This window comes from Hoeflea ulvae (genome assembly GCF_026619435.1).
In the GTDB taxonomy this organism is placed as follows: Bacteria; Pseudomonadota; Alphaproteobacteria; order Rhizobiales; family Rhizobiaceae; genus Hoeflea; species Hoeflea ulvae.
Genome location: NZ_JAOVZQ010000001.1, coordinates 3,783,161 through 3,795,806, shown reverse-complemented (window position 1 = coordinate 3,795,806; position 12,646 = coordinate 3,783,161). Strand labels below are relative to the sequence as shown.

The 12,646-nt window shown below is 62.3% G+C and carries 10 protein-coding genes and 1 riboswitch; of the genes, 6 read left to right on the top strand and 4 right to left on the bottom strand.

Going from position 1 to position 12,646, the window contains the following annotated elements:
• Positions 1-133: 133 nt before the first annotated feature.
• The 4 genes from OEG82_RS18070 to OEG82_RS18055 form a co-directional block, all read right to left on the bottom strand.
• Positions 134-1,189 carry a quaternary amine ABC transporter ATP-binding protein gene (locus OEG82_RS18070; protein WP_267613773.1) on the bottom strand — a complete coding sequence of 352 codons (1,056 nt, stop codon included), beginning with the start codon at positions 1,187-1,189 and terminating at the stop codon, positions 134-136.
• Positions 1,182-2,069 carry an ABC transporter permease gene (locus OEG82_RS18065; protein ID WP_267613772.1) on the bottom strand — a complete coding sequence of 296 codons (888 nt, stop codon included), beginning with the start codon at positions 2,067-2,069 and terminating at the stop codon, positions 1,182-1,184. Before OEG82_RS18065 ends, OEG82_RS18070 begins: the two co-directional genes overlap by 8 nt.
• Before the next feature lie 200 nt (positions 2,070-2,269).
• Positions 2,270-3,277 (bottom strand): ABC transporter substrate-binding protein, encoded by a 1,008-nt coding sequence (locus OEG82_RS18060; protein WP_267613771.1) that lies wholly within the window; start codon positions 3,275-3,277, stop codon positions 2,270-2,272.
• Positions 3,278-3,960: 683 nt separating this feature from the next.
• Positions 3,961-4,092, bottom strand: a complete 132-nt coding sequence (locus OEG82_RS18055) for a hypothetical protein (RefSeq protein WP_267613770.1) — start codon at positions 4,090-4,092, stop codon at positions 3,961-3,963.
• Positions 4,093-4,295: 203 nt separating this feature from the next.
• Between OEG82_RS18055 and OEG82_RS18050 the strand changes: the two genes are divergently transcribed.
• The 6 genes from OEG82_RS18050 to cobN all read left to right on the top strand — a co-directional run bounded on the left by OEG82_RS18050 (position 4,296) and on the right by cobN (position 12,646).
• Positions 4,296-5,765: a cobyric acid synthase gene (locus OEG82_RS18050; protein WP_267613769.1), complete on the top strand. Its 1,470-nt coding sequence runs from the start codon at positions 4,296-4,298 to the stop codon at positions 5,763-5,765.
• Between the two features lie 47 nt (positions 5,766-5,812).
• Positions 5,813-6,187: riboswitch (cobalamin riboswitch) on the top strand.
• Between the two features lie 49 nt (positions 6,188-6,236).
• Entirely contained in the window at positions 6,237-6,416 is a 180-nt protein-coding gene (locus tag OEG82_RS18045; RefSeq protein ID WP_267613768.1) for a CbtB domain-containing protein, read from the top strand.
• Positions 6,417-6,428: 12 nt separating this feature from the next.
• Entirely contained in the window at positions 6,429-7,166 is a 738-nt protein-coding gene (locus OEG82_RS18040; protein WP_267613767.1) for a CbtA family protein, read from the top strand.
• Positions 7,163-7,687 (top strand): bifunctional adenosylcobinamide kinase/adenosylcobinamide-phosphate guanylyltransferase, encoded by a 525-nt coding sequence (gene cobU, locus OEG82_RS18035; protein ID WP_267613766.1) that lies wholly within the window; start codon positions 7,163-7,165, stop codon positions 7,685-7,687. Before OEG82_RS18040 ends, cobU begins: the two co-directional genes overlap by 4 nt.
• A 4-nt stretch (positions 7,688-7,691) precedes the next feature.
• Positions 7,692-8,750 carry a cobalamin biosynthesis protein CobW gene (gene cobW, locus OEG82_RS18030; protein ID WP_267613765.1) on the top strand — a complete coding sequence of 353 codons (1,059 nt, stop codon included), beginning with the start codon at positions 7,692-7,694 and terminating at the stop codon, positions 8,748-8,750.
• The gene (cobN, locus tag OEG82_RS18025; protein ID WP_267613764.1) at positions 8,750-12,646 is read left to right on the top strand and encodes a cobaltochelatase subunit CobN; all 3,897 of its coding nucleotides are present in this window, start codon (positions 8,750-8,752) and stop codon (positions 12,644-12,646) included. Before cobW ends, cobN begins: the two co-directional genes overlap by 1 nt.

Sequence of the window (12,646 nt, the reverse complement as noted above, 5' to 3'; positions counted from 1 at the left end):
TCTCTACCACATAAAGATATCTTTATGTCATTGCAAGAAAGATCGCGGACGGACATCAAAAAACCCGCAGACGCTGGTGTCTGCGGGTTTTTCCATTTGAGTGCGCGGGCGATGCGGCCCGCGGCGGCAAGGATCAGGCGGCGGCCGACTCGTGGTCGACCGGGGTGACCATGGCCGAGATCACCTCGTTGATCGCCAGCTTGCCGATGACGGTGCCGGCGGCGTCGATCACATGAGCCTCGGACATGTTGTCGTCGGTCATCTTCTTGGCGGCGACTTCCAGCACGGTACCGGATTTGATAGGCATGCCCTTGGGCTCGCCGGTCACCGGCTCCATGACCATGTCGATGGAGATGACCCGTCCGCGATTGACCTCGCGCACGAAGCTGGAGATGTATTCGTCGGCCGGGCGCAGCACGATTTCCTGCTTAGTGCCTTGCTGCACCACCTCGCCGTCGCGCAGAATGGCGATGCGGTCGCCAAGGCGCAGCGCCTCGTCGAGATCGTGGGTGATGAAGACCACGGTCTTGCGGATTTCCTTCTGCAGATCAAGCAGAACCGTCTGCATGTCCATGCGGATCAGCGGATCAAGTGCGGAAAATGCCTCGTCCATCAAGAGGATAGGGGCGTCATTGGTCAGCGCCCGGGCAAGCCCGACGCGCTGCTGCATGCCGCCCGAGAGCTGGTTGGGGTAGTTGTCCTCGAAGCCGTCCAGGCCAACGCGGGAAATCCAGCGGCGCGCCTGCTTTTCCTGCTCATCGCGGGGAATGCCCTGGATTTCGAGGCCATAGACCGCGTTTTCCAGCACCGTGCGATGCGGCAGAAGCGCGAATTTCTGGAACACCATCGCAGTCTGGTGACGCCGGAACTCGCGCAGTTCCATCTCGTTCATCTTGACCACGTCCTCGTCGCCGACGATGACTTCGCCTGCGGTCGGGTCGATCAGCCGGTTGATGTGACGGATCAGGGTTGATTTGCCCGAGCCCGACAGGCCCATGACGACCTGGATGCGCCCGCCCGGCATCTCGATATTGATGTCCTTCAGACCCAGCACGTGGTTGTGCTTGTCATTGAGTTCGGACTTCGACATGCCGTTCTTGACGGCTTCGATATGCGCTTCCGGATCGGATCCGAAAATCTTGTACAGATTCCGGATGCTAATCCCGCTGCCAACAGTATCCTCAGCCATGAACGACCTCCAAGTGCTTCTGCAACCGTTTGCCATAGGCCTGGCTGGTGCGGTCAAAGATGATGGCGATGCCGACAATGGCGAGGCCGTTGAAAATACCCAGCGTGAAATACTGGTTCGAAATGGCCTTGAGAACCGGCAGGCCAAGGCCCTGCACGCCGATCATCGAGGCGACGACGACCATGGCGAGCGCCATCATGATGGTCTGGTTGACGCCGGCCATGATGGTCGGCAGCGCCAGCGGCATCTGCACATTCTTGAGCCGCTGCCAATTCGATGACCCGAAGGCGTCAGCCGCCTCGAGCACATCCTTGTCGACCAGCCTGATGCCGAGATTGGTCAGGCGGATGATCGGCGGAATGGCATAGACCATCACCGCAATCAGGCCCGGCACGCGGCCGATGCCGAGCAGCATGACCACGGGAATGAGATAGACGAAGCTCGGCATGGTCTGCATCACGTCGAGAACCGGATTAAGCACCGCCTGGATCCGGTCGGAACGGCCCATCAGGATCCCGATCGGGATGCCGACGATGATCGCAAGGATCGTTGCAACGACCGTCATCGCGACGGTTTTCATGGTGTCTTCCCACATGTCGAAATAGCCGATCAGCAGCAGGGTGATGACAACGCCGACGGTGATCTTGGCGCTGCGGCTTGCAAACCATGCGATCAGTGCAAATCCGAGGATAACCAGCGGCCAGGGCGAGCTGGTGAGCAATTGCTCGACGCGGTACATGAACCACTGCACCGGATAAAGCGCAGCTTCAAAAGTGTCGCCATTGGCGCGGGTGAAATTGCGGAAACCCAGGTCGATCGTCTTTTTCAAGGCGGTCAGTCTGTCGGTGTCCATTGCGGGAAATTCTGTGAGCCAGTCCATTGTCACGCTCCAAAAACGGGAAATAGTGTGTGCGGATCCCGTGGGATCAGCGATCCATCGCTGCCTTCAGTCCGACGAATGCGCATTGCGGCGCGTGCCCCCGGTTCCGGCTCCCGGCCAACGCAGCTGACTGTCCCCCGGCTGCGGTTGTCCGGATAAAAATATGGCGGACCGAGGCCCGCCATATTGCAAGCGATGGGTTACATCACTGCTTTCTTGATTTTCTCAGCGGCTTCCGGGGAAACCCACTTCGTCCAGATGTCCTCATTGGTCTTGAGGAAGTGACGAGCGCCGGCTTCACCGGTTGCCTGGTTTTCGGCCATCCATGCGAGCAGCGTGTTCACAGTGGAGTTGGGCCAGCTGCGGCTTGCCAGATAGTCATAGGCAGGGCCGGCACGCTTTTTGAAGTCGTCGGTGACAACCGTGTAGACTTCGGACTTGGACCAGGCATTCTTCACGGGATCCGGGCAATCGGTGATCGATGTGCAGCGGTCCCATTCTTCCTTGTTATGCTCGACGCCATGGTCAAGCTTGACCATTTCGTATTTGCCGAGGATCGCGGTCGGTGCCCAGTAATAGCCAAGCCAAGGCTTTTCGCTTTCGTAGGCCTTGGCGATCGAGCCGTCGAGGCCTGCAGCGGAGCCGGTTTCAACAGTGACCCAGCCCTTTTCTTCAGCGCCATAGGCCTTGAAGAGATTGGTGGTGATGATGCGGCAACCCCAGCCTTCAGGGCAGTTGTAGACGCCGCCCTTGCCTTCGTTTTCCATGCCGGGGGCAGGGAACAGTTCCGGGTGAGCCAGCGCATCGTCAATGGTCTTGATTTCCGGGTGGGCGTCCGCCAGATATTTCGGGATCCACCAGCCTTCGACGCCGCCATCGCTGAGCGATTCGGAGGCGTAATGCAGCTTGTCTTCGGCAACAGCGGCATCCAGCAGGGTGCGGAGCGAGTTGATCCAGGCTTCCGGAGCAACATCCGGTTCCTGCTTTTCAACCATCGAAGTCAGTGTCGGCGTGGTGTCGCCGGCAACCAGTTCAGCTTCGCAGCCATAGCCTTCCGACAGAATGACCTGGTCGATGTTGGCGAGAACTTCAGCCGAAGCCCAGTTCATGTTTGCGATTGTGACCCGGCCGCAATCGGCGGCGGATGCTGCGCCGGCAAAACCCATGAGGCCTGCGGCGAGGACGGTGGAAGCGAGAAGCTTCTTCATGTTAAGACCTCCCAGTCTTATTACTGCAGTGTTTGTTCCATTTTTCAGCAAATCCGGTCACTGCGCCTATACCGGAGCCTATGGAATTGAAGGCAGTTCGCCTCTTGGTTATTGAAAACCAAAACATACGCCATTTGCGACGCAAAGACGACATCAATTAGCGTAAGTGCGTCTCACGGCGCTCTGAATAGAGCTGACCGTGGATTGAGAGGCGCGCTTGATCGCTGATTGAAATGCCATGTATCAGGGTAAGGACTTGGCGCGGGAAATCAACAGCGCCTCTGATAAATCGCGAAATTGGCTGCGGATGAGCGTTCGGCGGGACATCGGATTGTGCGTTATCCAAATTAAATGCCAGATTCATGATTGCTTAGGGTTTCACTAACTCTCCGGTAAGGATGTCCGGGGTAAACCTAACTCACGGCGGGGGACAACCGCCGACCATTCCGGATCAGGTATTGCGTACCGGGATGTCGTGAGCCTCGCGCGTATTTGCGAGGACGCCAGGCGTATTCTTTGGCAGGCCGTTCGGATCGCAAGGTCCGGGCGGCCTTCGCATTTGTGCCTTGAACGCCTCGTCGCTTCCTGATGATCGGCTGCGCCGACAGCAAAAGACCGGACGTTGTGCACGCCCGGCCTTGCTGATTCTTGCCGTGGTGTCGGTGAGCCCGCGTGAGCGGGTGTCAGCCGGCTGAAAAGGTGCGGATGAAGCTGTTGAGGATGCCCGTCCGCGGCTTTTCATTGGCCTTGGCTGCCGGAAGGACGTTGTTCCATGCAATCTGAACGCGATTGGCGGAGTTGAATACGTAAAGCATAGCGATGTCCTTCCATTTTGTGTTGACGACGTTGACTTGGCATCTGCTCTATGCGGTTGGCCCTTGCCGGGATGCACCAAAGCCGCCACCGGATGTCGCATTTCAGATGGGGCAAAAAGAAAGTTTTGGGCGGCCCGGAGCCAAGGCGTTCCGGAGGGCCAAAACCCCTTTGGTAATCGCTATTGCGATGCTATCGACAGGCCATGACGCAGGCATTGATGTTTCAGGGAACAGGGTCGGATGTCGGCAAGACCGTGCTGGTTGCGGGCTTCTGCCGGCTGGCGGCCAATCACGGGCTGACAGTGCGGCCGTTCAAGCCGCAAAACATGTCCAACAATGCCGCCGTCGCCGATGACGGCGGGGAAATCGGCCGGGCGCAATGGCTGCAGGCGCTGGCCTGCCGGGTGCCGGCCAGCGTGCACATGAACCCGGTGCTGCTCAAGCCGCAGTCGGAAACCGGGTCGCAGGTGGTGGTGCAGGGCAAGGTGTTCGGCCATGCGCGGGGCCGCGACTACCAGAAGCTCAAGCCGCAGCTGATGGCGGCGGTGATGGACAGTTTTGCCCGTGTCACAGATGGCGCCGACCTGGTGCTGGTCGAAGGCGCCGGTTCGCCGGCGGAGATCAATCTGAGACCCGGCGACATCGCCAATATGGGCTTTGCGACAGCGGCGGGTGTGCCGGTGGTGCTGGTGGGCGACATCGACCGGGGCGGAGTGATCGCCTCGGTGGTCGGCACTCACACGATCCTGCCGGATGAAGACCGGGCGATAATCGCCGGCTATCTGATCAACAAGTTTCGCGGCGATGTCAGCCTGTTCGATGACGGAATCTCGGCAATCGAGCGCTTCACCGGCTGGCCGTGCCTGGGGGTGATTCCGTGGCTCAAATCCGCGGCGCGTCTGCCGGCGGAGGATTCGGTGGCGCTGGAACGGTTGACGCGGGGTGAGGCGAGGGCGCTCAAGATCGCGGTGCCGGTGTTGTCGCGGATCGCCAATTTCGATGATTTCGATCCGCTCAGGGCCGAGCCGGAGGTGGAGCTGGTGTTCGTGCGCCCCGGCGAGCGGCTGCCGGTTGATGCCGGCCTGGTGATCGTGCCGGGATCGAAATCGACCATTGCGGACCTCGGTGATTTCCGCCGCCAGGGCTGGGACGACGACCTGCAGGCGCACCGCCGCCGGGGTGGGCGCATCATCGGCATTTGCGGCGGCTACCAGATGCTGGGGCGGAGCGTGCGCGACCCGCAGGCGCTGGAAGGCGGCGAAACGCTTGCCGAAGGTCTGGGCCTGCTCGACATCGACACCGAAATGGCGCCGGAGAAAACCGTCCGCAACATCCAAGCGCGCTCGGCGGAAAGCGACATCGCGCTCTCGGGCTACGAGATCCATCTCGGTGTCAGTCAGGGGCCGGACTGCGCCCGGCCGATGACGCTGCTCGATGGCCGTCCCGACGGCGCTGTCTCGCCCGACGGCAAGGTGTCGGGCACCTATCTGCACGGGCTGTTCGATTCGGACGCCTACCGCGCAAGCCTGCTGGCGGAGTTCGAGATCCACGGCGGCAAGACCAATTACCGTGCCGATGTCGATGCGGCGCTGGACGAGATCGCTGCGGAGCTTGACCGCCTGGTCGGGTTCGCGCGGATGATGGAGATGGCTGCCCGGATTCGTCGCGGATAGGCTGTGCGGTGGCGCTGCGGTGATTGACAGTCCGGCACGCCGGTCCTATCACTTGAGGTTCGAATGGTTCCAGAAACCCAAGTTGGTTTTCCGGATCAAAAGGGAATGCGACGAGATGGACCCAATCAGGGCATCTTTATCGCAGCCGACCCCGCGACTGTAGAGCGGTTAGGCGAATGTCACCGGGCCCGGCAGGCCAGAGTGGTGGAAATACAATGGTGTTTTTCCGTCATCTTGAAGCTCCGGACCGGACAAGCCACTGACGTGGCGGCATGATCAATCGGCGCGGACGCCTCTTTGTCTACGAATCGTCCCGTTTTCATGACCGCATTCACGTTGGGAAGGCCGGCATTTGCTGATGATCGACGGCAACGTCGACGTGACCCGCGAGCCAGGAGACCTGCCATTCGCACCGGTTGAGAGCCGGACCTTCGGAGGAATGTTCTTCCGGAGTCACTCACGGAGGTTGTCATGTCTACCCATACCCAATCGCTTTCCCTGACCGATCGTATCGGCGCACGCACCGTTGCCGGCCTGATGGCCCTGGTCATCGGTTCCATTCTGGTGTTCGGAGTTGGCCTTGCCAATTCCCAGACGCTGCACGATGCAGCGCACGACACCCGTCATTCCTACGGCTTTCCCTGCCACTAAGGGATTGATGTCATGATTGTCAGATTGCTCCTGGCGGCCCTGGCCGCCGGGCTCATTGCCGGTATGGCGATGACGCCCGCTCAATACCTCAAGACCATTCCGCTCATCATGCAGGCTGAAGCCTATGAGCATGGCGAGGTTCCCCACAGTCACGGGGAAACTGAAAATGCCGTCGCAGCGCCTGCTGCGGAGGCCACTGGCCATGGCCATGACCATGGCGCCGAAGACTCGATGCTCGGTTTCGGCCGGTTCTGGGATACGGTTCTGGCCAATCTGGTGGCCGGCGCCGGCTTTGCCTTGATGCTTGCCGCCGTGGCACTGCTTACCGGGATTGGTTTCCCGGAGGGCCGTGATGGTGTGACGCGCGGTTTGCTGCTCGGCGCGGCAGCGTGGTTCTGCGTCCAGCTCGCCCCGTCGATGAGCCTGCCGCCCGCGGTGCCCGGCTTTCCCTATGCCGATCTTGGCGACCGGCAAGGCTGGTGGGTGATCGACGTCGTCGCTTCGGCGATCGGTGTCTGGTGCATCGCGATGCGGCCGGAATGGCTGGTCAAGGCTTTGGGCGTCGTCCTCATTGTCGCGCCGCATATCTGGGGCTCGCCGGTCCCGGAAGACCTCTCAAGCGAAGTGCCTGCCTATATCGCCTCGGCCTATGCGGCGGCGTCATTGGCGACAACGCTGTTCTTCTGGCTGCTGCTCGGTGGCCTGCTGGGCTCGTTCCTGTCGCGGGTTCCAGAGGAACAAACGGCGTGAGCGATCGCCTGCCACCGGTGACACTGGTGCTGGGCGGTGCCAGATCGGGCAAATCGGCTTTTGCCGAAGGGTTGGTCGAACGCGCTTCGGCCAGGCGGCTTTATCTGGCGACGGGCCAGGCCTGGGACGACGAGATGCGCGAGCGGATCGCCTCGCATCAGCAAAGGCGGGGCGAGGGGTGGGAAACCATCGAAGCCCCGGTTGAGCTGGCGCAGGCCCTGCAGACCCAGGCCCGTGCCGATCGCCCTGTGCTGGTCGACTGCCTGACGCTGTGGGTCACCAATCTGATGCTCGGCGAACACGATATCGGCACAGCCTTTGACGGGCTTGCCGCAACCATTCCGACGCTCAAGGGCCCCGTGGTTCTTGTCTCCAATGAAGTGGGCTTGGGCATTGTGCCCGACAACGCCATGGCGCGGGCATTCCGTGATCATGCCGGCCGTCTCCACCAGTTAATTGCGGGTCTGGCCGACGAAGTTCATTTCGTCGCCGCCGGCCTGCCACTCAAAATGAAGGGCTGACGCCATGATTGGTTCGAAAATTCCCGCCACCGTGATCACCGGCTTTCTAGGTGCGGGCAAGACCACGCTGATCCGCCACATGCTGACCAATGCCAAGGGCAAGCGGATTGCGCTGATCATCAACGAGTTCGGCGATCTCGGTGTCGATGGCGACGTGCTCAAGGGCTGCGGCGAGGAAGTCTGCAGCGCCGACGATATTGTCGAGCTGACCAATGGCTGCATCTGCTGCACGGTTGCGGATGATTTCATCCCGACCATGGAAAAGCTGCTGGCGCGCAAGGACCGGCCGGATCACATCGTTATCGAGACCTCCGGCCTGGCGCTGCCGCAGCCGCTGGTCGCCGCCTTCAACTGGCCCGGCATCAAGACGCAAGTTACCGTTGATGGTGTGGTCACCGTGGTCGACAGCGCCGCCGTTGCCGCCGGCCGCTTCGCCCATGATCACGACAAGCTGGACGCGCAGCGTCTGGCTGACGAGGGGCTCGATCACGAAAGCCCGCTCGAGGAGCTGTTCGAGGACCAGCTCACGGCCGCCGATCTGATCATCCTCAACAAGGCCGATCTGATCAGCGCCGCCGAACTCGAAGGCGTGCGCGCCGGAATAGCCGGCCACCTGACGCGCAAGCCGATCTTTGTCGAGGCGCGGCAGGGCGAAGTGGCGCCAGAAGTGCTGCTGGGGCTGGGGATCGGCACTGAAGACGACATCGCCAACCGCAAGTCGCATCACGACATCCACCACGCTGATGGCCATGAGCATGACCATGATCACGACGAGTTCGAAAGCTTTGTTGTCTCGCTCGGCCCTGTCAGCGACGCGGCTGCGTTCAACGAAGGGCTCAAGAACCTGATCACCACCCACGACATCCTGCGGCTCAAGGGCTTTGCCGATATGCCCGGCAAGCCGATGCGGATGGTGGTTCAGGCGGTGGGCAGCCGCATCGACACCCATTTCGACCGGCCATGGGCGGGCGGCGAAACGCGCGAAACCCGGCTGGTGGTGATCGGCCTGCACGACCTTGACGAGACAGCCATCCGCGCAGGTCTCGCCGGGCTGACCGGATAATGCATCTGCTGGTCGCACAGAAGGGAAGCCTGAGCGATGGCGACGAGGCCGTCGACCTCGGGCAGAGCCCGGGCGACATCCTGTTCCTGAGTGCTGCCGATACCGAACTTGCCAGCATCGCAGCGGCGCGGCAGACGACAGGCAATCTGACCTGGCGGCTGGCGAGCCTCAGCGATCTCAAGCATCCGATGTCGGTCGACACCTTTGTCGCGAAGATGGCGCCGAAGGCCAGGCTGGTGGTCGTCCGTGCGCTGGGCGGTGCCAGCTATTTCGCCTATGCGCTCGAAAGCCTGCATGCGGCCTCGGTCGCAAATAACTTCAAGATTGCGGCATTGCCGGGCGATGACCGGCCCGATCCTGGGCTGGAGCCGCTGTCGACGCTGGATCCGGCGGCGCGCGACCAGCTCTGGGCCTATCTGATCGAGGGTGGTGCCGAAAATGCCCGCGGGCTGATCGAATTTGCCGAAGCGCTGCTGGACGGCGGCGAGCAACCTGCACCGGCGGCTCCGCTGCTCAAGGCCGGGCTGTGGCATCCAACCGTGAGCAATCCCGCGCTAGACGATCTGAGCAAGGACTGGATCCCGGGCGCGCCGGTGGCAGCGATCTGTTTTTACCGGGCGCTGGTTCAGAGCGGACAGACTGCGCCGGTGGCTGCCTTGTGCGACGGGCTGAAGGCCGAGGGCGTCAACGCGCTGCCGGTGTTTGTCTCCAGCCTCAAGGACCCGGTCTCGGTCGGCACCGTGGAAGCGATTTTCGCCGATGCGGCGCCTGACGTTGTGATCAATGCCACCGGATTCGCGGTGTCCTCGCCGGGCGGGCAGACCAAGGGCACGGTGCTGGAATCGACTGGCGCACCGGTGTTGCAGGTAGTGTTTGCCGGTGGCGGCCGCGAGGCCTGGGCCGCGTCGCAACAGGGCCTGACCTCGCGCGATCTGGCCATGCATGTGGCGCTGCCTGAAGTCGATGGCCGGGTGCTGAGCCGTGCTGTGTCGTTCAAGTCGGCGGCGCGCTTTGACGAGACGGTGCAGGCCAATATCGTCACCCATGCGCCGGAGCCGGACCGGGTGCAGTTTGTCGCTGAGCTGGCATCGCGCTGGGCGCGGTTGCGGCGCGCACAAGCCGCGGATCGCCGGGTGGCGATCGTGCTGGCCAATTATCCCAACGGCGATGGCCGTATAGCCAATGGGGTCGGGCTGGACACGCCGGCCGGCACCGTCGAAGTGCTGCGGGCGATGGCCAAGGCCGGGTACCAGACCGGCGAGCTTCCGGCTGACGGCGACGCGCTGGTCACGGCGCTGAAGGCCGGGCCGACCAATGCCATTCGCGACGATCGCAGAGGCGGGGTGCCGTTGTCGCTTGATGCCTACAGGACGTTTTTCGAAGCACTCGATCCAACTATCCAAGCCGCAGTCACCGAGCGCTGGGGCGCGCCCGAGACCGATCCGTTCTACCGCGACGGCGCATTCCATCTGGCGCTGCTGACATTCGGCAATGTCGCCGTCGGCATCCAGCCGGCGCGCGGCTACAATATCGATCCCAAGGCCAGCTATCATGCGCCGGATCTGGTGCCGCCGCATGGCTATTTCGCCTTCTATGCCTGGCTGCGCCAGAGTTTCGATGTCCATGCGGTCATCCACATGGGCAAGCACGGCAATCTCGAATGGCTGCCGGGCAAGGCATTGGCCTTGTCGCGGGCCTGCTATCCCGAAGCTGTGCTTGGGGCCATGCCGCATATCTATCCCTTCATCGTCAATGATCCGGGCGAGGGGACGCAGGCCAAACGGCGCACCTCGGCCGTCATCATCGACCATCTGACGCCACCGCTGACCCGGGCTGAAAGCTACGGACCGCTCAGGGATCTCGAAGCGCTGGTCGATGAATTTTACGAGGCGTCGGGCCATGATCCGCGACGGCTGAAATTGCTCAAAGCCCAGATCCTTGATCTGGTGCGCGATATCGGGCTCGACGCCGATGCCGGGATTGTGCCTGGTGATGATGATGATCTGGCGCTGGAAAAGCTCGACGCCTGGCTGTGTGATCTCAAGGAAATGCAGATCCGCGACGGGCTGCACATCTTCGGGCTCTCGCCCGAGGGCGGGCTGCTCATCGATCTCACCGTGGCGCTGGCGCGGATCAAGCGCGGCGAGGCGCCGGGCGAAGACAGTCTGCAGCGGGCGATTGCGCGGGATGCTGGACTGTCGGGTCAAAACCCCTCCCCAACCCCTCCCCACAAGGGGGAGGGGCTCGGCTCAGCGGGTGACGCGCATTCTGAAACAACTATCGACAACGGAAAATCCGGATTTTCTTCTGTGAAGGCGCGGCCGTCTAGCCCCTCCCCCTTGTGGGGAGGGGTTGGGGAGGGGCCTTTGTTCGACCCCCTCGATTGCGCCATGGGCGAACCATGGTCCGGTCCCAAGCCTTCAATTTTGCAATCAGTTTCCGACGATCTCTGGCGCACGAATGGCGATACGGTCGAGCGGATCGAATTGCTGGCGATTGAGCTGGTGTCGGAACGCCTGGCCTTGCCGGATGACTGGCCCGCGACGCGGGCGGTGATGGAGAACATCGAAACCCTGATCAAGCCATCGGTCGAGGCTTGCGGCGATGCTGAAATCAACGGGCTTCTGACGGCGCTCGATGGGCGGTTCGTCGCGCCGGGGCCTTCGGGTGCGCCGACGCGGGGGCGGCCGGACGTTTTGCCGACGGGGCGGAATTTCTATTCGGTGGACAGCCGTGCGGTGCCGACGCCGGCGGCCTGGGAGCTGGGGCAGAAATCGGCGGAATTGCTGGTCACCCGGCATGTTCAGGATCACGGCGAATGGCCGACCTCGATGGCGCTGACCGCCTGGGGCACATCCAACATGCGCACCGGCGGTGATGACATTGCCCAGGCGCTGGCGCTGATCGGCGCCAAGCCGGTCTGGGATCCGGCCTCGCGGCGGGTCACCGGCTACGAGATCATTCCACTGGCGATGATGAACCGGCCGCGGGTTGACGTCACCTTGCGGATTTCCGGCTTTTTCCGTGATGCCTTTCCCGACCAGATCGCGTTGTTTGACCGGGCAACCCGTGCTGTTGCGGCGCTGGACGAGGACGAGGCTGACAATCCGCTGGCGGCACGGGCGCGAAGCGAAGCCGCCGGGTTGATTGCCAGCGGGGCTTCGCCCGAGGCCGCTGCACGGCAGTCCTCGTTCCGGGTGTTCGGCTCCAAGCCGGGGGCCTATGGCGCCGGGCTGCAGGCGCTGATGGATGAGGGCGGCTGGACTGATCGTGGCGAGCTGGCCGAGGCCTTCGTCGTCTGGGGTGGCTATGCCTATGGCGCGGGCGAAGAGGGGCAGGCAGCGCATGAGCTGTTCGAGCAGCGGCTCTCAACCGTGGAGGCGGTGGTGCAGAACCAGGACAACCGCGAGCATGATCTCTTGGATTCCGATGATTACTACCAGTTCGAAGGCGGCATGACGGCGGCAGTGGAAGCGGCGCGCGGCACCCGTCCTGCGATCTATCACAATGACCATTCCCGGCCCGAGCGCCCGGTGATCCGTTCGCTGGAGGAAGAGATCGCCCGGGTGGTGCGCGGTCGGGCGGTCAATCCGAAATGGATCGCGGGCGTCAAGCGTCATGGCTACAAGGGCGCCTTCGAGATGGCGGCGACGGTCGATTATCTGTTTGCCTTTGCGGCGACCACCGGGGCGGTGCGCGACGCGCATTTCGACGCGGTCTACCAGGCCTATCTGATGGACGAGGACACGCTCGCTTTTCTGCGTGAGAAAAACCCGGATGCGCTGAGAGAAATGGCCGAAAAATTCGAGGAAGCAATCGAGCGCGGGCTGTGGACGCCGAAGAGCAATTCGGCCAAGTTTGCGCTTGCCGATCTTGCCCACGGACACAAGGACTGA

Excerpts from the sequence above, each read along its gene's own strand:
- OEG82_RS18070 (WP_267613773.1), bottom strand. The coding sequence starts at position 1,189 with ATGGCTGAGGATACTGTTGGCAGCGGGATTAGCATCCGGAATCTGTAC.
- OEG82_RS18065 (WP_267613772.1), bottom strand. The coding sequence starts at position 2,069 with ATGGACTGGCTCACAGAATTTCCCGCAATGGACACCGACAGACTGACC.
- OEG82_RS18060 (WP_267613771.1), bottom strand. The coding sequence starts at position 3,277 with ATGAAGAAGCTTCTCGCTTCCACCGTCCTCGCCGCAGGCCTCATGGGT.
- OEG82_RS18055 (WP_267613770.1), bottom strand. The coding sequence starts at position 4,092 with ATGCTTTACGTATTCAACTCCGCCAATCGCGTTCAGATTGCATGGAAC.
- OEG82_RS18050 (WP_267613769.1), top strand. The coding sequence starts at position 4,296 with ATGACGCAGGCATTGATGTTTCAGGGAACAGGGTCGGATGTCGGCAAG.
- OEG82_RS18045 (WP_267613768.1), top strand. The coding sequence starts at position 6,237 with ATGTCTACCCATACCCAATCGCTTTCCCTGACCGATCGTATCGGCGCA.
- OEG82_RS18040 (WP_267613767.1), top strand. The coding sequence starts at position 6,429 with ATGATTGTCAGATTGCTCCTGGCGGCCCTGGCCGCCGGGCTCATTGCC.
- cobW (WP_267613765.1), top strand. The coding sequence starts at position 7,692 with ATGATTGGTTCGAAAATTCCCGCCACCGTGATCACCGGCTTTCTAGGT.
- cobN (WP_267613764.1), top strand. The coding sequence starts at position 8,750 with ATGCATCTGCTGGTCGCACAGAAGGGAAGCCTGAGCGATGGCGACGAG.